This is a genomic window from Caulobacter sp. GW821-FHT05F04 (assembly GCF_059419665.1).
On the sequence record NZ_JBWKSF010000006.1, the window covers coordinates 43,302 to 62,195 of the forward strand.

An 18,894-nucleotide genomic window follows, 5' to 3' on the forward strand; every position below is an offset into this window, starting at 1 on the left:
GACTAGAACAGCAGCTTACGCACGTTGAACGACAGCACCCGGCCGCGCGGGTCCAGATAGTCCGGCTGGTAGGTCAGCGGGACCACGCCGGTGGCGTCGCGCACGGTCTGCCGTTGGTCGAACAGGTTGTTGACCGACAAGGTCAGGCGCGTGCCCCGCAGGATCGGATGGGCCTGGACCAGCTCGCGTCGCACGCCGAGATCGGCGAACAGGCGCAGGTTGATGGTCGCCAGGTCAGAGAAGTCCAGGTCGGTCGACGCCCCGCCCAGGCCCGCGCGGACGTGGGTGGCGCTCTGCCAGTCGGCCGAGACGCGCGCGCCCAGGCCATAGCGGGTGATCCCCGCCTGGGCCTCGATCTCGTGGCGCGGCTGGCCGCCGCCCGAGCCCAGGACGTCGCCGTCCAGCAGATCGAGCGCCGGAACGCCATCGGCGATCATGACCCGCTCCCGCAGGTGGATGGTGTGGAAGAGGGCCAGCTGCAGTCGCGTGGCGCGGGGATTGCCGCCGCCGCCTCTACCGCCGAAGCCGCCGCCACCGCGTCCGCCGCCGCCGGCGAAGCGGGGACCCTCGCCGCCGCCGCGGTCGCCGAAGTTCGGACGCGGCGGCTCCTCGCCGGCCTGGGCGGGCTGGCTCTGCGGGTTCTGGGCCTGATCGTCGGGCCGCGGCGCGCGGCCTGGCTCGCCGCCGGCGGCGCCGTTGGCGGGCGCGCGGCGCAGGAGATCGCCGCCAGGGATGCTCGCGCCGTCCTGCCGCTGACCGCCGACGCCCTGGCGCGCGCGCCATCCGCCCGGAGGCGGCGGAGGAGTCTTGCCGATCTGGCGGGAGAAGTTCAGGCCCCAGCGGATCTGCTCGCTCTCGCGCTTGGCGAAGTTGACCGGTCGACTGTCGATGCGGGTCAGATTGCCGTCGGCGTCGCGCGTGAAGCGATCGGGGAAGGCCGCCTCGACCGCCGCCGTCGCGGCCGGGAAACCGGCGACCGGATTGTCGATGCGGATGCGGGTGTAGTTGGCGTTCAGGGTCAGGCCCTGGATCTTCTCCGGCCGGAAATTGACGCCGAACTTCAGGACGTTGCGCTCCTCGGCCCGCAGGTTCGGATTGCCGCCGCTGACGCGGGTGACATCGACGGTCGCGCCGCGCACATAGTCGAACACCCGCGCGTCCGGCGTGGTGACCAGCGGATTGCCCAACTGGGCGATGCTGGGGGCGTTCTCCTGGCGGGTTGCCGAGACGATGAAGCTGACCGGCTTAAGCGGCGACCAGTTCAGGCCGCCGCCGATGGTGGTCAGGGTCCCGAAGTCCGAGACTTGGCGGGCGGCCAGGTTCAGGTTGGCCGACAGGTCGCCGATCCCGGCCCGCACCCCCTTGCGGCGGCTGGCCAGCGGCAGGTCGAAGCTGACCTGGGTGTTGAGATCGCCGCGCGACTGGTCGCTGTCGGCCTCGACGCCGCCCCGGAACGACCTGGCGTCCAGCTTCGTGCCGCTGACGCCCAGCTTGAAGGTGGTCGACAGATCCCCGGCCTTGAACTTGGCCAGGGCGCCGTTGGCCACGAACTGCAGGTCGGCCGTGTCGGTGGTCGAGCGGGCGCGATCCCGCGTCAGGGACAGGCCCGACAGCGGCGCGAACGGGTTCATGGTCGGATCCTGCGCCGTCAGGCGGGTCTGGACGCCGGTCAGGTCGACGCTCCGGTCGGTCTCCGTCTTGCTGATCGCGTGGTCGTAGGCGCCGGTCAGCGACAGGCGCAGGTCTTCGGTGTCCTTGGTCAGGGTGAAGCCGGCGTGGCCCGCGAGGTTGCGGCTGGTCTGCTCCAGCGGGGCTAGCTCGCCCAGATAGCGATAGAGCGCCACGGTCTGGCTGAACGGCGAGAACGGGTCGCCGCCGGGGATCAGCAAACGCGCCCGCGCCGGGCCCAACAGCGAATTGTTCCGCGAGGCGGTCAGGCCCAGGTTCAGGGTCGCCGAAACGCGGTCGAGGATGTAGCGGTTGGTGACGCTGTTGAGGCTCAGCTGCTGGTTCTCGGGCAGCAGGGTGCGGCTGTCGGAGAGGTCGCTGGTGTTGGCGACATTGGGCGTGAAGGCCGACAGGGCGGGGCGGCCGCTGGCCGCCGAGCCCGGCGCGCCGGCCACGGTGACGGGGGCGCCGACCAGGGCGCTGAACGCCGGATCGATCTGCGTCGCGCCGGGCAGGGCGGGGCCGATATTACCGATCAGGTCATAGAGGCCGCTGTCGTTGCGGCTGGTCAGGTCTCGGTCGCTTTCCAGCAGCCGGTCGCTGTTCTGGATCTTGACCGCGATGTTGGTGCGGCCGTCGCGGTTCAGCCGCAGGCGGCTGTAGTTGGCCATTTCGCTCAGTTGGCCGCCGGCGGTGGAGCCGCCGACCTGGCCCTCGACCGTGGCGGCGCGGAAGCGCTGGCGCAGCACCACGTTCACGACCTTCTGGTCAGCCGAGTAGCCGTACTTCAGGGCCACTTCCTCGGGCAGGATCTCGACGCGCTGGATGGCCTCGGTCGGGATGTCGCGGATCTCGCCCATGCCGGAGATGCGACGACCGTTCAGCAGCACGACGGGGTCGCCGCCCAGGCCGCTGGTGGTCTGGGGCGTCAGCTCGGTCAGCAGGTCGGTGATCGACGAGACCCCGAACGAACGCACGTCGGCGGCGCTGAAGGTCTCCTCCGGCGGAATGTCGCCCATCACCGCGCCATAGGGCTTGCCGCTGGCGGTGATGGTGATGGCCTCGACCTCGGTGTCGAGGTCATCGGGCGTGACCGGCTTCTCCGCGGCGGGCTTGGGGGTCTGCTCGGCGGAGGCCGGGACAGCGGGCTTGGTCGCCTGGGCGTAGGCGCTCGTCGCGACGCAGGCCCAGATGCCCAGCAGAGGGACGCCGGCCAAGGCCAGTTTGCGGCTCACCAAAGAGCTTCTCCGATTTTCGAGCGTCCCAACGTCGCCGTTGCCCGCGCGATGTGACACGAGGATTTCAGAATCTTCCCGCGCCGCAATATCGCGCACCGAAAGGTCTTCGAGGTCTACCGCACCGATGTCCAGGGCCGGCTTAGCAGCACCGCGCAATTGATCAGGCCGACCAGGGAATAGGTCTGCGGGTAGTTGCCCCACAACTCCCCGTCCGCGAAGCCGATGTCCTCGGAGAGCAGGCCCGCGCTCGTGCGGCGCGACAGCATGTCCTCGAACAACGCACGCGCCTCGTCCGAACGGCCGGACAGGTGCAGGGCCTCGATCAGCCAGAAAGTGCAGATGTTGAACGCCGTCTGCGGCGAGCCGAAATCGTCGGGGATGGCGTAGCGCAGCAGATAGGCCCCGCGCCGCAGGCCATCCTCGATCGCTTGCAGCGTGGCGACGTTGCGCGGGTCGTCGGGCTTGTGGAAGCGCAGGTCCACGAGCTGGAGGAGGGACGCGTCCAGCTCGTCGCCCTCGAAGGTGGCGGCGAAGCGGCCCAGCTTGTCGTTCCAGGCGCGATCCTCGATGACCTTGCGCACCTGGGCGGCGCGGCTGTTCCAGAAGGCGGCCTTGTCGGTCAGTCCCAGCTTCTCGGCGGCGTTGCCCAGCCGGTCGCAGGCGGCCCAGCACATGGCCGAGGAATAGGTGTGGACATTGGCCCGACCCCGGAACTCCCACAGGCTGGCGTCCGGCTGGTCGTGCAACTGGAAGGCCCGCTCGCCCACTGGCTCCAGCGCCTCGAAATCCTCGACCGTGGCCGGTCGCAGCAGGCGCTCGTCGAAGAAGGCCTGGACCGTCGACAGGACGATCTGGCCGTAGACGTCGTTCTGGATGTGCTCGTAGGCCTGGTTGCCGACGCGGACCGGGCCCATGCCGCGATAGCCGGGCAGGTCAGGGGCGAAGCGCTCGGTCAGCACCTCCTCGAAGCCCACCCCGAACAGCGGCTGGATGTGGCCGCCGCCGGCCCGATCGACGATGTTGCGCAGATAGCCCAGATAGTTCTCCAGGATGTCGACCGCGCCCAGCCGATTCAGGGCCTGGACCACGTAATAGGCGTCGCGCAGCCAGCAGTAGCGGTAGTCCCAGTTGCGGCCGCTGTCGGCGTGCTCGGGGATCGAGGTGGTCAGGGCCGCGACGATCGCGCCCGTCTCCTCGTGCATGCAGAGCTTCAGGGTGATGGCGGCGCGGATCACCGCCGTCTGCCAGTCCAGCGGAATGGCCAGGCCCCGAACCCACTGTTTCCAGTAGCTGTCGGTCTCGCGCAGCATCCGCTCGCAGGTCGCGCCGATCGGGGCGTCGAAACCCTCGTCGGCGCCCAGATACATGGCGATCGGCCGCTCCAGCCGGAACGTGCGCTCCTCCAGGATGTGCGAGACGGGCGCGTCGGTGCTCAGACGCAGGGTCATGTCCGAGCACAGATAGCGGATGTGGTTCGAGCCCGAGGTGTGCTCGGCCACCTTGGCGCCCCAGCCGGCGGTGGGCCGCAGGCGCAGGGTGATGCGCGCCACCCCGATGATCGGCCGGATCAGGCGGATGAAGGCGGTGGGGCGGAAGGCGCGGCCGAACTGCTGGTAGCGGGGGGCGAAGTCGAGGATCTCGAACCGCGCTCCGTCCTCGTCGGCGATCTCAGTGCGAAGGATCGGCGTGTTGCGCAGATAGCCCTGGCGGGTCTCGGCCCGGCGTTCGACCTGCACGTCCCACACGCCCTTGGCCTGGGCGCCCTCGATATCGGTGTCATCGAGCAGGGCGCTGAATACGGGATCTGAATCGACGCGCGGCGCGCAGCCCCAGACGAAGCGGCCGCTGGTGTCGATCAGCGCGCTGACGGCGCAATTGCCGATCGGAAAGAGGTCGAGAGTCTTCTGATGCAAAGCCTTGTCCATCGCCATTATCGGCCGGTTATCCGGCGCGCCCCATTATGAATGAAACCGACGGTGTGGCTTGCGGGTTCCTGTTGTCGGAAAACGTCTTCAGGAGATGGGGGGAAGGCTCGCCTTTCGCGCTACCTTCGTTGACGCGGAGGGCCGACGCCGGCCATCTGGAAACCTCAATGCGGCTGGGCCGCGAGTGCGCGGGCGGGCTGTTCGACGGTGATGCGAGTTTCGAGATCCTGCGGCGTCCTGGCGGCGGCGATAGCGCTGCTGTCCCTGGAGGCGGCCCAAGCTCAACCTTTGATGGCTCAGTCGCAGCGCCCGCCCTTGGCTGGTGGCCGCGCCCCGCAAATGGCCCCGCAATCCGTCCCGCAGGTCCAGGCTCCCCGGACGCCGGTGATCCAGCCGGACTATTCCAGCGTCGAGTTGCGGCCCGAGCAGATCGACCTGCTGCGCCAGGTGCTGGGCGACGCCTATCTGCACGGCTTCGAGCCGGGCGCCTTTTCGCCGGACCAGGCGATCGCCCAGCTGCAGTCGCGCGACGCGATGGCCCGCATCGCCGGCCAAGCGGAGTTGGTAAGCCTGACCCTGGCCTATGCCAAGGCCGTGCGCTCGGGCCGCCTGCCGCTCAGCGGCTTCAAGAATGAGTGGGGCCTGCGTCCCGCCGCCTACGATCCCGCGCCCGAATTCTACGCGGCCGTCCAGCAGGACCGCCTGGCCGCGTGGCTGGGGACGCTGCCGCCGCCCTATACCGGCTACCAGACCCTGCAGAAGGGCCTGGTCACCTATCGCGACATCGCCGCCAAGGGCGGCTGGGCGCCGCTGGTCGCCGGTCCCGAGCTGAAGGAAGGCGCGACCGGGCCGCGGGTGGTCGCGCTGGAAGCCCGCCTGGCCGTCGAGGACCCGACGATCGCGGTCGACGCGGCGCCGATCTTCGACGCCGCCCTGACCCAGGCCGTGCAGCGCGCCCAGAAGCGCTTCGGCCTCAATCCGACCGGGACCCTCAACAAGGCCACGCTGGTCGCCCTGAACATCCCGGTCGAACGTCGCCTGGATCAGATCACCGCCAACATGGAGCGCTGGCGCTGGCTGCCGCAGGTGTTGCCGGCCGACCGGATCCAGGTGAACGTCGCCGCCGCCATCCTGTCGATGTTCAGTCACGACACCCCGACCCTGACCATGCGCGCGGTCACCGGTCGTCCGGGCGACGAGACGCCGATGCTCTCGTCGATGATCCATTCGATCGTGCTGAACCCGCCGTGGAACGTGCCGTCGTCGATCGCCGCCAAGGAGCTGTGGCCCAAGGAGCGCAAGAGCCCGGGCTATTTGCGCCGCAATGACTTCATCGTCATCCCGACCGGCGACGGCGGCTCGCGCCTGCAGCAGAAGGCCGGGCCCAAGGCGGCCCTGGGCCAGGTGAAGTTCGACTTCAACAACCCCTACGGGGTCTATCTGCACGACACGCCCAGCCGATCGAAGTTCGACAGCTTCAGCCGGCTGGCCAGCCATGGCTGCGTGCGCCTGCAAAAGCCGATCGAGCTGGCCAAGGCGCTGCTGGCCGGCGACCTGACCTGGACGCCGGAAAAGATCGACGCGACCCTGGCCTCTGGCGAGACCGTGCGGGCCAAGCTGCCGCAGCAGATCGCGGTCTTCCTGCTGTACTGGACGGCCTATGTGACCCCGGACGGGCAGGTCAACTTCCGCGACGATCCCTACGGCTGGGATCGCGAGCTGGTGCAGCGTATCGCCGCACTTCGTTCTGGCCCAGCTTGATTTCCTGAAATTTTTGGGATGTCCTCCCGGCATTGGTGTCGGGTAAGGCGTACCTATGGATCGACGTAAGCTGCTTCGAATGGGGCTCGGCGTGCTCGGCGCCGGCCTGCTGCCGGTCGCGGACGCCCGCGCAGATGACGATATCATCGGCCAGATCCTGGAAGGAAAAGTCCCTCCGGCCGCTCCGGTTCCGCCGGTGGGCCTGCGACCCACGCCGGTCGAGACGTTCGCCGCCAAGGCGGTGGTCGAGCCGCGCTGGGTCCATCTGCGCAACATCCACACCGACGAGAAGCTGGAAGCGGTCTACTGGGAGAACGGCGAGTACGTTCCCGACGCCGTCCAGGCCCTGAACAAGGTGCTGCGCGACTATCGCAACGACGAGACCCATCCGATGGCTCCGGGTCTCTACGACATCCTCGACCAGATCCGGGCCAAGACCCAGAGCAAGTCGCCGTTCCAGATCATTTCCGGCTACCGCTCGCCGGCCACCAACAAGATGCTGTCCGAGCGCAGCGGCGAGGTCGCCAAGCGCAGCCTGCATATGGACGGCAAGGCCATGGACGTCTTCCTGGAAGACGTCGACCTGCGCTACGTGCGGGCGGCGGCCCTGGAGCTCGGGCGGGGCGGCGTGGGCTATTATCCGACCAGCAACTTCGTGCATGTCGATGTCGGCCCGGTCCGCAAGTGGTCCGGAACCTGACGCCATCTTTCGCCCGCCTCTTTTCACCTGGGGGCCGAAACGGGTAACCAAGCTCTAGTTGAAGCGTTTAGAGCATGGTAGCCGGCGGTATCGGCGTCAGGGAATCCCAGTCAGATGAGTGAGCGTCGCAGCAATCCCTTTGGTTGGGTGATCCTCGGCTTCATCATCGGCGTCCTGGCGACGTTTGGCGCGATCCTGTTCCTGACCTCCAGCGACGGCGGTTATGAGGACGGCCCGTCCGAGACGCGCACCGCCGCCGATGACGCGGCCGCAGCCGCCATGGCCGCCAAGTCGACCGCCTCCCAGCCCGCGCCGCACAAGGTCGAGACCTCGGCCCCGGTCGTCGACGCTCCCGTGGCCGCCACGCCCTCCGAACGCCAGACCGGCCCCGCGCCGACCCTGGACCCGCAGGTGGCGGACGACGCGGCGGCGGCCGGCATGACCTCGCGGACGCGCTAGAGGCCTCCGCAAGACCCTTAGAAGTCGATCACCACCGACGGCGCGCTGCGCCGCGCCTCGCCATGGTGCACGGCTTCGATGTTGTTGCCGTCGGGATCGAGCACGAAAGCGGCGTAGTAGCCCGGATGATAGGTCCGCTCGCCCGGCGCGCCATTGTCGCGTGCGCCATGGGCCAGCGCCGCCCGATAGAAAGCATCGACTGTCGCGCGATCCTTGACCTGAAAGGCCAGGTGGTGCCGGCCTGTCAGGACGCCCTGGCTCGCCGCGCTTTCTGGCGAGGACACGACGAGCTCATCAGCCCAGAAATAGCCATCGGCCGTATCGACGACGGGAATCTCCAGAACATTCAGAACAGCCGTATAGAACTCCCGACTAGCCTTGAGATCGCGGACGACCAGTTGGATGTGATCGATGAGCCGGCCACGATGCAGTTGTGTCGTTCCCATGACCATCCAGTCCGTTCATTTGTGTCGCGAAACCCTCGGATTTCATCCGGGTTTCGAGCTGACATGTGTGGCGCTGAAAATGGGGGTCTTCGCCGAGATCGCATTGATCATTCGCAAAGCCATCATTCGCGCGGCTGTTCCGGAAAATCTGTTCTTCACCGTTCCCGGAACTTCAAACCAACGGCTTTTGGGTTTCGGATCGAAACTCTCATGGCGCGGGCTGACTGAACCGCGACAACCTGACTCACCCGCCCAATCACCCTGCTGACACACAGCTGGCGGCAGGGGAGGCGCAATTTCCCGAGATCACTCAAAGGATTGGGTGATCAAGGAGATGCGTATTGTCGATCAAGGGTAGCTGCTGTTGCGGCGGCGTCCGCTTCGAGCTGTTCGAGCCGCCGCTGCTGATGGGGATCTGCCACTGCTCGCGGTGCCGCAAGGCCGGTTCAGGCGTCTACGCCTATGTCCGGGCCGAGGCCTTCCACTGGTTGGCGGGGCAGGAGCTCCTGACCCGCTACCGCCCGAAGCCGCCGTTCCGGTTCACGCGGAGCTTCTGCAAGCGCTGCGGAACCTCGCTGGGCGATCCTGACAGCGGCCGGATCCTGGCCATCGCCGCCAGCTGCCTGGACGACGATCCGGGCGTGCGGGTCAGCTTCGACGAGTTTCTTCCGGACAGGCCGCCCTGGGAGAAGCCGGAATAGAAAAAGGCGGCCACCGAAGTGACCGCCTTTCCCAAATTCAGGTTCGGGGAGAACCTTATTCCTTCGGCATCGGCATGGCCGGCATGGCGCCCGCCTTGCTCTTCATCTGGGCGTGCGCCGCCGGCGGCAGCGGGATCAGACCGCGGCCCTGCAGGTAGCCGCCGCGACCCGTGGCGGAGTCCGACACGAACTCGGCGACGAAGTCCTTCAGGCCCGGCGTCACGCCGACCTGCGACTTCTTCACGTAGATGTAGAGCGAGCGCGACAGCGGATACTGGCCGCTGGCGATCGCGGCCGGAGTCGGCTTCACGCCGTTGATCGCCGCGCCCTTGATGCGCGAGGCGTTCTCTTCCAGGAACGAATAGCCGAACACGCCCAGGGCGTTCGGGGTCTTCTCGATGGTGCCGACGATGGCGTTGTCGTTCTCGCCCGCGTCGACCCAGCCGCCGTCGGTGCGCGTCGGCGAGACGATGGCCTTGAACTTCTTCTCGTCCGACTTCTTCAGAGCGGCCAGGAACGGGATCTTGGCGGCGCCGCCTTCCATGGCCAGTTCGATGAAGGCGTCACGGGTGCCCGAGGTCGGCGGCGGGCCGTACACCAGGATGCGGTTGGCCGGCAGGGCGCCATTGACGTCCTTCCAGGTCTTGTAGGGGTTCTTGACGGTCGCCGTGCCCTTCACGCTCTGGTCGGCCAGGCCCATATAGAGCTGCTCGAGCTTGAAGTTGTAGTCCGGCGACTTCTTGTCGGCGGCCACGACGATGCCGTCGAAGCCGATCTTGATCTCGACGATGTCCTTCACGCCGGCCTTCTGGCAGGCCAGGAACTCGGACTTCTTCATCGGACGCGAAGCGTTGGCGATGTCGGGGAACTGTTCGCCCGCGCCGCCGCAGAACATCTTGATGCCGCCGCCGGTGCCCAGGCTCTCGACCTTGGGCGACTTCTTGCCGGTCTTCTTCGAGAAGTTTTCGGCGACGCGCGTGGAGAACGGGAAGACGGTCGAGGAGCCGGCGGCCCAGACGTAGTCGCGGGCGGCGTGCGCCTGATCGGCGACCGCGAGCAGGGCGATCGTCGCGACCGCGCCAAGGAGCTTGTTCATGTCGTCAAATCCTATGTGGTCCGGGGGGACGGTGGGACCCTGCCGGAGCAATGCAAGGCCTTTTGTCACGGTTCCGCGACAGTTTTACGACGTAGCGTCCGTGGGCGGACGATATCGCGCGGGTCAGCGCTGGATAATCTCGCCGTCTTCCTTGGTGAAGCTTGCCGGCGCGTGCTCGAGCACATCGTAGACCGTCTCCGACGGGCGGGCCAGGACCACGCCCTTGGGGGTCGAGACGATCGGGCGATTGACCAGGATGGGGTGCTCGACCATGGCGGCCAGGATTGTCTCGTCCGAGACGCCGTCGGCCAGCAGGCCCAGCTCCTCGGCGGGCGTGCCCTTTTCGCGCATCAGTTCGCGCGGGGAGAGGCCCGTGCGCGCCGAGAGGTCCAGCAGCAGCTCGCGGGTCCAGCCGGTCTTCAGGTACTCGACGACGGTCGGCGCGTAGCCGGCCGCCTCGACCATGGCCACGACGTTGCGCGAGGTGCCGCATTTGGGGTTGTGGTAGATCGTGATCGGGAAAGAGGGGGCGGTCATGCGGGCTCCTGCTTGAACATCCAGTCGAAGACGACGACGGCCGTGGCGGCTCCGACCAACTGACCCAAGACGAAGCCGGGGATCGAGGCGGGCGCGATGCCCGAGAAGGTGTCGGTCAGGCCGCGCGCCAGGGTCACCGCCGGATTCGCGAACGACGTGGAGGCGGTGAACCAGTAGGCGGCGGTGATGTAAAGCCCGACGCACACGGGCGTGCTTTCCGGCCGGAACCGCGAGGTCCCCAGGATCGTCGCCATCAGGCCGAAGGTGGCGACGGCTTCCGACAGCACCTGAGCGCCGCCGTCGCGGGCGTGGGCCGAGATCTGCAGGATCGCCTGGCCGAACATCGCATGGGCGACCCAGACGCCGGCCAGCGCACCGACGACCTGGGCGACGATGTAGAGCGCCGCGCGCCAGGGCTCGACTTCACGACGCGCCGTCAGGGCCAGGGTCACGACAGGATTGAAGTGCGCGCCGCTGACGGATCCGAAGATCGTGATCAGCACCACCAGGGCCGCGCCGGTCGCCAGGGTGTTGCCCAGCAGGGCCAGGGCGACATTCCCACCGGACAAGCGCTCGCCCATGATGCCCGACCCGACGACGACGGACAGCAAGAGGGCCGTGCCCAGGCCCTCCGCGACCAGGCGGCGCGCGACGCTGAAATCCCCCATCCGGTCAGGCCGCCGGGTCGTCGGCGAGCGTGGTCCGGCCGATCTCATCGAGGCGGCGCTGCAGCGACAGGCGGTCCAGAGCGTTCATCGGCAAGGCGCAGAACAGGGTGATGCGGTTGTTGAGCTGGCGGTAGGCGTCGGCGAAGGCCAGGGCGATCTCGGCCTCGGAGCCCGTGGCCTGGCTCGGATCGGGGATGCCCCAGTGGGCGCTCATCGGCTGGCCGGGCCAGATCGGGCAGACCTCGCCGGCGGCGTTGTCGCAGACGGTGAACACGAAATCCAGTTCCGGGGCGTCGGGGTTGTTCGCCAGCGAGAACTCGTCCCAGTTCTTCGAGCGCAGGTCGTCGACCTTGTAGTTCAGGTGCTTGAGAAGGTTGATCGCGTAAGGATTGACGACGCCGCTGGCCATCGAACCCGCCGAATAGGCCTTGAAGCGGCCCGCGCCAACGCGGTTCATGATGCACTCGGCCATGATCGAACGCGCCGAGTTGTGGGTGCAGAGGAAGAGGACGTTCATCGGGCGATGCTCGGTGCTCATGCGGGCTCCTTTTCCGTGAGACAGGTTCCGTCGCAGGCCTCGGCCCGGGCGACGATCGCGCCCAGGGGGGCGCAGATCTGGGGGGCGCCGTCGCAGCAGTCCTCCATCAGGAAGCCGAGAAGACCGCTCATCGCGCCGAAATCCGCCGAATAGATGATCGACCGGCCCTCGCGCCGGGACGTGATCAAGCTGGCGTGCGACAGGACATTGAGATTGGCCGACAGGCTGTTGGGCAGGACCTCGAGCGTCCTGGCGATATCGCCCGCGGCGATCCCGACCGGGCCGGCCTTCACCAGCAGGCGGAAGATCGCCAGGCGCCCGTCATGGCCCAGGGCGGAGAGCATGTTGACAGCGGCTTTCGATTCCATATTTCCAATATGATCGAATTATTAGACAGTTCAATGACGCTGTTTGGAGTCGCCCGTGACCGAGTTCCCCGCCCTCGACCCGAAGTTCCTCGCCCAGGTCGATCAAAGCCGGCTCGCGGTGGCGACCCCCGCCGTCCACCCGCCCCGCATCCTGCTGCTGTACGGGTCTCTGCGGGAGCGTTCCTTCAGCCGTCTGCTGGTCGAGGAAGCCGCGCGCATCCTCCAGGCCTTGGGCTGCGAGACCCGTATCTTCGATCCGCGCGACCTGCCGCTGCCCGACGCCACCGGCCCGGACCACCCGAAGGTCCAGGAGCTGCGGGCGCTGTCGCAATGGTCGGAGGGCCAGGTCTGGTGCAGCCCCGAGCGCCACGGGGCGATCAGCGGGATCATGAAGGCCCAGATCGACTGGATCCCGCTGGAGATCGGCAGCATCCGACCCACCCAGGGCAGGACCCTGGCGGTCATGCAGGTCAGCGGCGGGTCCCAGTCCTTCAACGCGGTCAACACCCTGCGCCTGCTGGGCCGCTGGATGCGGATGATCACCATCCCCAATCAGTCGTCGGTCGCCATGGCCTACAAGGAGTTCGACGAGAACGACCGCATGAAGCCGTCCAGCTACTACGACCGGGTCGTCGATGTGATGGAGGAGCTGGTCAAGTTCACCCTGCTGACCCGCGACCGCGCCGACTACCTTGTCGACCGCTACAGCGAGCGGAAGGCGGGCGGACGTATCGCCGAGCATGTGGCGCTGGGCGCGGAGGCGATGCGCCACGAAGCGGCGCGTTAGGATCCTCTCCGCTCGGCGGGGGCTACGGTGTCGGCGTCCAGCCGCCGCCCAGCGCGCGGGCCAGATCGATGGCGGCGACCGCGCGGGCCTCGCGGGCCTGGATCACCGCCTGGTCGGCGGCCAGCAGGCCGCGCTCGGCGTCGATCTGCTCTAGGTACGAGGCATAACCGGCGCGGTAGCGGTCCTTGGCGCGGCGGGCGGCCTCGGCGATGGCGGCGCGCTGGGCGGCGATCTCGCTCTCCTGGCGTTGCAGGGCGTCGACGGCGCGCAGGGCGGTCTCCGTCTCGGCGAAGGCGTTCAGGACGACGCCGCGATAGCTGGCCGCCGCCTGGGCCTTGCGGGCTTCCGAGGCCTGGACCTGGGCTTTCAGCCGGCCGCCGTTGAAGATCGGCTGGGCCAGGCCCGCCCCGACGTTCCACAGGGCGACCGGATCGGGCAGGGCGTCGGTGAACGCCCGGTCGGCCGAGACCGACAGGCGCAGTTGCGGCAAGAGCTGGGCGCGCGAGGCGGCCAGGCTGGCGTCGGCGGCGATCAGGCTGTCCTGGGCCTGGGCGATGTCCGGGCGGCGGGCCAGCAGGCTCGCGGGGGCCTCGACCGGGATCGGCGTCCTCAGCAGCGCCAGGAGGTCGCCGCCACGCGCCACGGGACCGGGCGGATCGCCGGTCAGGGCGCTGATCGAGGCTTCCAGGCGGGCGATGGCCAGTTCCAGGGCGGGGACCTGCCGGCGGACCCCGGCCAGCTCGGCCTGAGCCTGGTCGCGTTCCAGCTTGGTGGAGTAGCCGGCCCCTTCGCGGCGCGTGATCACGTGCAGCCCAGCCTCGCGGGCGGTGATGGTCTGCTTGGCGACGGCCAGCTGGGCGTCCAGCGACAGCAGGCCGACATAGGCCCGCGCCACGGTGGCGGCGACGGCCAGGCGAACGCTGTCGTGGGCGGCGGCGCTGGCCTGCAGGTTGGCTCGCCCGGCGGCGTCGAGATCGCGCACCCGGCCCCACAGGTCGACCTCGTAGGCCACGCGCAGCCCGACCTGTTCGGCGGTCGACTCGTAGGACCTGCCAAAGGCGTCCAGCTGGCGCGAGCCCTGGAGGCCGGCCACGGCGTCGACCGTGGGCAGCAAGGCGGAGTGGGCGGCGCGGGACAGGGCGCGCGCCTCGTCGACCCGGGCCGTGGCCAGGGCGATGTCGGCGTTGCGGGCCAGGGCCTTGTCGACCAGGGCGTTGAGTCGGGCGTCCCCCAGCAGCGTCCACCAGTCGGCGGTCAGCGCGCCTTGAGCGCCTTGGGAATTGGGCGGCGTGGTCCGCCAGGCGGCCGGCGGCGGAACGGGCGAGGCCGGACGCTCGGGCGCGGCGGTGGTCGCGCAGGCCGACAGCGCCACGCCGGCCAGCAGCAGGGGCAGCGAGCGGCGCATCAGCGACCGCCCTTGGTGTCGACCTTGGTCACCACCGACATGCCCGGCCGCAGGCGGGCGGCCAGGGGTTGGTTCGGGCTGATGACGATCTTGACCGGGATACGCTGGGAGACCTTCACGAAGTTGCCGGTGGCGTTTTCGGGTTTCAGCACCGCGAACTCCGAGCCGGTGGCGGGCGCCAGGTCTTCGACCACGCCCCGCAGCTTCGCCTTGCCCAGGGCGTCGACCGTGAAGGTCACCGGCTGGCCGACGGCCATGTGGGCGGTCTGGGCTTCCTTGTAGTTGGCCGTCACCCACAGCCGGGCGGGGACCAGGGCGAGCAGCTGCGTGCCGGCCGAGACGTATTGGCCCAGCCGCACCGAGACCTCGCCCAACTGACCGTCTCGCGGGGCGCGGATGACGGTGTTTTCCAGATCGATCTGGGCCAGGCGCAGGGCGGCGCGCGCGGCCTCGACGGCGGCCTTCAGGCCATCGCGGGAGACGGCGACCGAGCGGATGTCCTGGCGGGCGATCTCGCCGCCGGCGGCGGTCTGGCGCACGGCCGCCTCGGTCTGGCGCAGCGTGGCCACGGCCTGGTCGCGCTCGCGCAGCGACACCGAGCCGTCCGAGGCCAGGTCGTTGATGCGGGCCAGGTCCGCGCGGGCCCGGGCGGCCTGGGCCGAGGCCGAGGCCTGCTCGGCCTCGCGGCCTTGGAGCGCGGCGGCGCGGGCCCGCTGGGCTTGATCGGCGTTGGCCAGATCGGCTTCGCGGGCGGCCAGGGTCGCCCTGGCCTGCTCGACACGGGCCCGGTAGATGCGGTCGTCGATGCGGGCCAGCACCTGGCCCTGCTTGACGTGGTCGAAGTCCTGCACGGCGACCTCGACGACATAGCCGTTGACCTGCGGCGCCATCACCGTGACCTGGCCTCGGACGTAGGCGTTCTCGGTCACCTGCAGGGTAGTGACGAAAGGCGGCAACCGCCAGACGAACAGGATGACCAGCACGGCCGCCACGGCGGCGGTGACGGCGATGGCCAGGGTCCCGGGGCTGATGCGGGGCGGGTGGCGCAGAGCCTCGGCCGCTTCGGGCGAGGGCGAGGGAGCGGCGGCGTCGGTCATTGAGCGGCCCTTTGCGCGGCTTTCATCTTGGCGATGGCGCGGAGCGTGAAGATCGCCGTGCCGATCAGGGTCAGCATGGCGATGACGAGGAGGAGCATAAAGAGGTCGTTATAGGCCAGGATGCCGGCCTCGCGCGTCGCCTGGCCGGCGACCGCGGCGACGGCGGTCGGACCGGCGCGCAGGCGGTCGGCGACGAACGGAATCGAGGCGTCCAGCTGGCCGACCAGGTGGGCGTAGTGGAACCGCATGCGGTCGTATTGGAAGGTCTGCGACAGGGCGGTGGCGAACAGGGCGCCCAGGTTCTGGGCGATGCTGAACGAGACGATCAGGGTGGGCAACGAGCGCCAGCCGCGCTGCAGCATCTGGACGAAGCCGATCAGCAGGGTGGGCGCCAGGACGAGCGCCGTGGCGAAGCCCAGCATGGACTGGCTGACGTACAGCTGGGCCGGGCGGGTCAGGCCGTTGGAATGGCTGTCGATATAGGCGGCCGCGCCGATCAGCGCCACGGCGATCATGATCTGGAAGAGCACGGTCTGTGGCGTGATCGTCAGGGCGCCGACGATCGCGCCGGCCAGAGTGGCCAGCATGATCACGAAATACAGGCTTCGGGTCTGTTCCTGGCCCATGCCGAGCACGGCAAGGAGACCCGCGGCGCCGCCGTTCTGCTCGACCAGCAGCACCCGGGTCAGGAAGGCGATGGCGATGAAGCCGAGGAAGTCCGGCGTGATCGCCCAGCGCAGGTCCAGCAGCGGATTGGTCCGATGCCATTCCAGCGCCAGGGCGGCGATGATCAGCACGACCGCGACGGCCAGGGCCACGCCGATCCAGGGCGCGGCGAACCACCATTCCAGCCGGCCCTGGCCTAGTATCCCGCAGATCAGGGCCAGGCCGACGGCCATCAGCGGATAGGTGACGAAGTCGGCCCACTCGAACACCTTCAGCCGCTCCGACGGCGGCAGGCGCAGCGCCAGCACGGCGGCCAGGGTGGCCAGCACCAGGGCCAGTTCGATCAGGTAGAGCGTGCGCCACTGGCCCAGTTCCAGGACATCCGGCGAGAAGCAGCGGGCCAGGGGCGTGGCCACCAGCGGCAGGCCGAAGGCCAGCACGAAGGCCGCCAGGCGCTGGGGCTGGGGAAAGGCCTGCAGCATGTAGAAGACCGCCAGGGTGGTCAGGGGCGCGGCGGCGACGCCGCTGGCCGCGCGCACGACCAGGGCCGAGGCGAAGTCATTGACGAACAGGTGCGCCACGACCGCGGCCAGATAGGTCCCCAGCGCCAGCTGCACGAACAGGCGCAAGCCGTACTGCTGGCGGAACTTGACCAGCAGCAGGTTCATCGAGATCGAGGTCATCGCATAGGCGGTGGGCAGCCAGGAGACCTGGGCCGGATCCAGCCCCAGCGCGCCCTGGATGCTGGGCAGGTTGACCGTGATCAGCGCCGTGCCCATGGCGCTGGTGAAGGCCAGCAGCACCCCGACGCAGCCATAGCCAATGCGGACGCGCGGGGAAAAGTCGGGCGTCGCCGGCGATCCCGGGAACATCGGCCGCTCGTGCGGTTGCAGGCTGTCGATACCGGAATGACTCATGCCACCGTCCTTGCTGCCCACGCTGTAGCGTGCGCGCGCGGCTTGGGCGAGAGGCCGGGGGGCGGGGCAGGCGAACGCCGGGTCATGAGACCGGCTTAAAGGGCGCTTGGCGCTCGCCGCTTGAACAATTCCATCGCCGTCCAGGCGGGGATCGGCTCCTCCGGCGTGAGCGGCCGGCGGGCCGCGCCATGGAGCGGGGTTCAGCCCGGTCCCGCGAAAAACTTTCGCGGGACCGGTGTGCGTTCGGGGCCCTTGTGCGTCATGACTGTCGTGAGCAGTCATGAGGGTTTCGCCGTGCGGCAGGTCGCGCCACACGATCTTCGAGGGTTGGATCGGCGCTACAGGCCAGCGCTGATGGCCTTCTTCATGCGCCGCGCCGCCACGCACAGCGACGCCGAGGACATGACCCAGGAGCTGTTCGCCAAGCTGGCGCGGGTCGAGGACCCGGCCATGGAGAACGCCGACGCCTACATCTTCCAGATGGCCGCCAACCTGCTGCGCGACCGCCAGCGGCGCGAGCGGGTGCGGGCCAGCTATCGCGCCGCCGTCGCGGGCGAGGCCTTCGACCAGGAGCCGCTCGATCCCGCCCGCATCCTGCAGGGCCGCGAGGATCTGGGCGCGGTCTCGCGGGCTCTGCGCGAGCTGCCCGACCGGACCCGCGCCATCTTCCTGCTCTATCGCCTGGAAGGCATGAAGCAGGCCGAACTCGCCACGCTGTACGGCATGACCACCAGCGGGGTTCAGAAACACATCCTCAAGGCCATGGGCCACCTGACGCGCAAGCTGAGGGCGGGCGAATGAGCACCCCCATGGACAACGACAAGATGGACCTGGCGTTGAACCTTTCCCTGGATCAGGCCGCCGAGTGGTGCGTGCGACTGTCCGAAGGCGAGCTGACGCCGGCCGAGCAACTGGCGCTGGACGCCTGGTTCGCCGCCGATCCTTCGCATCGCGCGCTGCTGGACGACGCCGTCGCCGCCTGGCGGGCGGTGGACGAGCAGGCCGCGCACCCCGGCATGATCGCCCTGCGCGGCGAGGCGCTGAACGACCTGCGCCGCGCCCAGCGCCGGCAGTGGGCCAGGAAGCCCGGCCCGCGCGTCGCGATCTGGAGCGCCGCGGCCGCCGTGGTCGCCGCCGTCGCCCTGGGCGGAGCCTTCGCCTGGCGCTCGAGCCTGCCGGACGTCTATCGCACCACCGAGGGCGAGCGACGGATCGTCGAGCTGGCCGACGGCTCGCGCGTCACCCTGGACGCCGCCACGGTGCTGAAGGTCCGCTATGACGGCGACCGCCGCCGGCTGTGGCTGGAGCAGGGGCGGGCGAAGTTCGCGGTGGCCAAGGACCCGCTGCGGCCCTTCTCGGTCGCGGCCGGCGGCAAGCTGGTGGTCGCCACCGGCACCACCTTCAGCGTCGAACGCGTCGCCGACCAGATGCGGGTGGTGCTCTACGAGGGCCACGTCGCGGTGCTGGACGGGGAGGGCGCGAAGGGGCGTCCGCCGCCGCTGCTGAGGGTCAATGGCGCGCCGACCGAGAAGTCGCTGACGCCCGATCACGAGCTGGTCGCCCAGGTCAATTCCGAAGCCGCCTCGGTCGCTCCGGCCGATCCGAACCGCGCCGCCGCGTGGGAAAGCGGCCAACTGGTCTTCCAGGACGAGCCGATGAGCCTCGCCGTCGAGCGGGTCAATCGCTACGCTCGCGAGAAGCTGCGGATCGGCGACCCCAGCGTGGCCAATCTGCGGATCAGCGGCGTCTTCACCTCGGGCGACACCCGCGCCTTCGTCGACGGCGTCACCGCGGTGCTGCCCGTGCGGGCCGTCAGCGGCCAGGGCGGCGAGACCGTATTGCGCGCGTTCCAGCGCCAGCCAAAAAACTTCACCGCCGGTGGTGAGTCCTCCGTGGAGTGAGGCGTCTAACTGACCA

19 protein-coding genes are annotated in these 18,894 nt (G+C 69.0%); 8 read left to right on the forward strand and 11 right to left on the reverse strand.

Translation table 11 applies throughout. From position 1 onward, the window contains the following. Window positions 1-2 precede the first annotated feature (2 nt). Window positions 3-2,903, reverse strand: a complete 2,901-nt coding sequence (locus AC07R7_RS16430; RefSeq protein ID WP_494635907.1) for a TonB-dependent receptor — start codon at window positions 2,901-2,903, stop codon at window positions 3-5. Between the two features lie 116 nt (window positions 2,904-3,019). Beyond that, on the reverse strand, window positions 3,020-4,831 hold the full coding sequence (locus tag AC07R7_RS16435) for a glycoside hydrolase family 15 protein (protein ID WP_494635908.1): 1,812 nt from the start codon (window positions 4,829-4,831) through the stop codon (window positions 3,020-3,022). A 207-nt stretch (window positions 4,832-5,038) separates the two neighbouring features. On the opposite strand from AC07R7_RS16435, the gene AC07R7_RS16440 reads away from it, so the two are divergent. The 3 genes from AC07R7_RS16440 (at window position 5,039) to AC07R7_RS16450 (ending at window position 7,751) form a co-directional block, all read left to right on the forward strand. Continuing rightward, on the forward strand, window positions 5,039-6,592 hold the full coding sequence (locus tag AC07R7_RS16440) for a L,D-transpeptidase family protein (protein WP_494635909.1): 1,554 nt from the start codon (window positions 5,039-5,041) through the stop codon (window positions 6,590-6,592). Window positions 6,593-6,647: 55 nt separating this feature from the next. Continuing rightward, complete coding sequence (mepK, locus tag AC07R7_RS16445) at window positions 6,648-7,292, forward strand: peptidoglycan L,D-endopeptidase MepK (RefSeq protein WP_492883956.1); 645 nt, start codon at window positions 6,648-6,650, stop codon at window positions 7,290-7,292. A 114-nt stretch (window positions 7,293-7,406) separates the two neighbouring features. Then, on the forward strand, window positions 7,407-7,751 hold the full coding sequence (locus AC07R7_RS16450) for a hypothetical protein (protein WP_492883958.1): 345 nt from the start codon (window positions 7,407-7,409) through the stop codon (window positions 7,749-7,751). A gap of 17 nt (window positions 7,752-7,768) precedes the next feature. On the opposite strand, the gene AC07R7_RS16455 is transcribed toward AC07R7_RS16450, so the two are convergent. Beyond that, window positions 7,769-8,197, reverse strand: coding sequence for a VOC family protein (locus tag AC07R7_RS16455; protein WP_494635910.1), 429 nt, complete (start codon window positions 8,195-8,197; stop codon window positions 7,769-7,771). On the opposite strand from AC07R7_RS16455, the gene AC07R7_RS16460 reads away from it, so the two are divergent. Then, window positions 8,196-8,465 (forward strand): hypothetical protein, encoded by a 270-nt coding sequence (locus AC07R7_RS16460; protein WP_494635911.1) that lies wholly within the window; start codon window positions 8,196-8,198, stop codon window positions 8,463-8,465. The two genes, AC07R7_RS16455 and AC07R7_RS16460, sit on opposite strands and share 2 nt — an antisense overlap. A 73-nt stretch (window positions 8,466-8,538) precedes the next feature. Continuing rightward, window positions 8,539-8,898, forward strand: a complete 360-nt coding sequence (locus AC07R7_RS16465; protein ID WP_492883962.1) for a GFA family protein — start codon at window positions 8,539-8,541, stop codon at window positions 8,896-8,898. Window positions 8,899-8,953: 55 nt separating this feature from the next. Here the strand turns inward: AC07R7_RS16465 and AC07R7_RS16470 are convergent, their stop codons facing one another. The 5 genes from AC07R7_RS16470 to AC07R7_RS16490 all read right to left on the reverse strand — a co-directional run bounded on the left by AC07R7_RS16470 (window position 8,954) and on the right by AC07R7_RS16490 (window position 12,105). Then, window positions 8,954-9,994 carry a substrate-binding domain-containing protein gene (locus tag AC07R7_RS16470; RefSeq protein ID WP_492883964.1) on the reverse strand — a complete coding sequence of 347 codons (1,041 nt, stop codon included), beginning with the start codon at window positions 9,992-9,994 and terminating at the stop codon, window positions 8,954-8,956. A 123-nt stretch (window positions 9,995-10,117) separates the two neighbouring features. Continuing rightward, window positions 10,118-10,531 (reverse strand): arsenate reductase (glutaredoxin), encoded by a 414-nt coding sequence (arsC, locus tag AC07R7_RS16475; RefSeq protein ID WP_494635912.1) that lies wholly within the window; start codon window positions 10,529-10,531, stop codon window positions 10,118-10,120. Then, a complete protein-coding gene (locus tag AC07R7_RS16480; protein WP_492883968.1) occupies window positions 10,528-11,199 on the reverse strand; it encodes an MIP/aquaporin family protein in 672 nt (223 codons plus the stop codon). The genes arsC and AC07R7_RS16480 overlap by 4 nt, the downstream gene beginning before the upstream one ends. A 4-nt stretch (window positions 11,200-11,203) precedes the next feature. After that, window positions 11,204-11,737 (reverse strand): arsenate reductase ArsC, encoded by a 534-nt coding sequence (locus AC07R7_RS16485; RefSeq protein ID WP_494635913.1) that lies wholly within the window; start codon window positions 11,735-11,737, stop codon window positions 11,204-11,206. Further along, window positions 11,734-12,105 carry an ArsR/SmtB family transcription factor gene (locus AC07R7_RS16490; protein ID WP_492883972.1) on the reverse strand — a complete coding sequence of 124 codons (372 nt, stop codon included), beginning with the start codon at window positions 12,103-12,105 and terminating at the stop codon, window positions 11,734-11,736. The genes AC07R7_RS16485 and AC07R7_RS16490 overlap by 4 nt, the downstream gene beginning before the upstream one ends. Before the next feature lie 55 nt (window positions 12,106-12,160). On the opposite strand from AC07R7_RS16490, the gene arsH reads away from it, so the two are divergent. After that, window positions 12,161-12,892 (forward strand): arsenical resistance protein ArsH, encoded by a 732-nt coding sequence (gene arsH, locus AC07R7_RS16495; protein WP_494635914.1) that lies wholly within the window; start codon window positions 12,161-12,163, stop codon window positions 12,890-12,892. A 22-nt stretch (window positions 12,893-12,914) separates the two neighbouring features. On the opposite strand, the gene AC07R7_RS16500 is transcribed toward arsH, so the two are convergent. Genes AC07R7_RS16500 through AC07R7_RS16510 form a run of 3 tightly spaced genes read right to left on the reverse strand, consistent with a single transcriptional unit; the run spans window position 12,915 to window position 16,977 of the window. Next, window positions 12,915-14,297 carry an efflux transporter outer membrane subunit gene (locus tag AC07R7_RS16500; RefSeq protein WP_494635915.1) on the reverse strand — a complete coding sequence of 461 codons (1,383 nt, stop codon included), beginning with the start codon at window positions 14,295-14,297 and terminating at the stop codon, window positions 12,915-12,917. Further along, window positions 14,297-15,394, reverse strand: a complete 1,098-nt coding sequence (locus AC07R7_RS16505) for an HlyD family secretion protein (RefSeq protein ID WP_494635916.1) — start codon at window positions 15,392-15,394, stop codon at window positions 14,297-14,299. Before AC07R7_RS16505 ends, AC07R7_RS16500 begins: the two co-directional genes overlap by 1 nt. Further along, the gene (locus AC07R7_RS16510) at window positions 15,391-16,977 is read right to left on the reverse strand and encodes an MFS transporter (protein WP_494635917.1); all 1,587 of its coding nucleotides are present in this window, start codon (window positions 16,975-16,977) and stop codon (window positions 15,391-15,393) included. Before AC07R7_RS16510 ends, AC07R7_RS16505 begins: the two co-directional genes overlap by 4 nt. Before the next feature lie 261 nt (window positions 16,978-17,238). Here AC07R7_RS16510 and AC07R7_RS16515 point away from each other — a divergent pair, with 261 nt between their 5' ends. Together AC07R7_RS16515 and AC07R7_RS16520 are read left to right on the forward strand one after the other, a co-directional pair. Beyond that, window positions 17,239-17,778, forward strand: a complete 540-nt coding sequence (locus tag AC07R7_RS16515) for an RNA polymerase sigma factor (RefSeq protein ID WP_492883980.1) — start codon at window positions 17,239-17,241, stop codon at window positions 17,776-17,778. Further along, on the forward strand, window positions 17,775-18,878 hold the full coding sequence (locus AC07R7_RS16520) for a FecR family protein (RefSeq protein WP_494635918.1): 1,104 nt from the start codon (window positions 17,775-17,777) through the stop codon (window positions 18,876-18,878). Before AC07R7_RS16515 ends, AC07R7_RS16520 begins: the two co-directional genes overlap by 4 nt. The last annotated feature ends 16 nt before the right edge of the window (window positions 18,879-18,894 follow it).

Coding starts and splice junctions, on each gene's coding strand:
- AC07R7_RS16435 (WP_494635908.1), bottom strand. CDS start 4,831: ATGGACAAGGCTTTGCATCAGAAGACTCTCGACCTCTTTCCGATCGGC.
- mepK (WP_492883956.1), top strand. CDS start 6,648: ATGGATCGACGTAAGCTGCTTCGAATGGGGCTCGGCGTGCTCGGCGCC.
- AC07R7_RS16450 (WP_492883958.1), top strand. CDS start 7,407: ATGAGTGAGCGTCGCAGCAATCCCTTTGGTTGGGTGATCCTCGGCTTC.
- AC07R7_RS16460 (WP_494635911.1), top strand. CDS start 8,196: ATGACCATCCAGTCCGTTCATTTGTGTCGCGAAACCCTCGGATTTCAT.
- AC07R7_RS16455 (WP_494635910.1), bottom strand. CDS start 8,197: ATGGGAACGACACAACTGCATCGTGGCCGGCTCATCGATCACATCCAA.
- AC07R7_RS16470 (WP_492883964.1), bottom strand. CDS start 9,994: ATGAACAAGCTCCTTGGCGCGGTCGCGACGATCGCCCTGCTCGCGGTC.
- arsC (WP_494635912.1), bottom strand. CDS start 10,531: ATGACCGCCCCCTCTTTCCCGATCACGATCTACCACAACCCCAAATGC.
- AC07R7_RS16480 (WP_492883968.1), bottom strand. CDS start 11,199: ATGGGGGATTTCAGCGTCGCGCGCCGCCTGGTCGCGGAGGGCCTGGGC.
- AC07R7_RS16485 (WP_494635913.1), bottom strand. CDS start 11,737: ATGAGCACCGAGCATCGCCCGATGAACGTCCTCTTCCTCTGCACCCAC.
- AC07R7_RS16490 (WP_492883972.1), bottom strand. CDS start 12,105: ATGGAATCGAAAGCCGCTGTCAACATGCTCTCCGCCCTGGGCCATGAC.
- AC07R7_RS16500 (WP_494635915.1), bottom strand. CDS start 14,297: ATGCGCCGCTCGCTGCCCCTGCTGCTGGCCGGCGTGGCGCTGTCGGCC.
- AC07R7_RS16505 (WP_494635916.1), bottom strand. CDS start 15,394: ATGACCGACGCCGCCGCTCCCTCGCCCTCGCCCGAAGCGGCCGAGGCT.
- AC07R7_RS16510 (WP_494635917.1), bottom strand. CDS start 16,977: ATGAGTCATTCCGGTATCGACAGCCTGCAACCGCACGAGCGGCCGATG.
- AC07R7_RS16515 (WP_492883980.1), top strand. CDS start 17,239: ATGACTGTCGTGAGCAGTCATGAGGGTTTCGCCGTGCGGCAGGTCGCG.
- AC07R7_RS16520 (WP_494635918.1), top strand. CDS start 17,775: ATGAGCACCCCCATGGACAACGACAAGATGGACCTGGCGTTGAACCTT.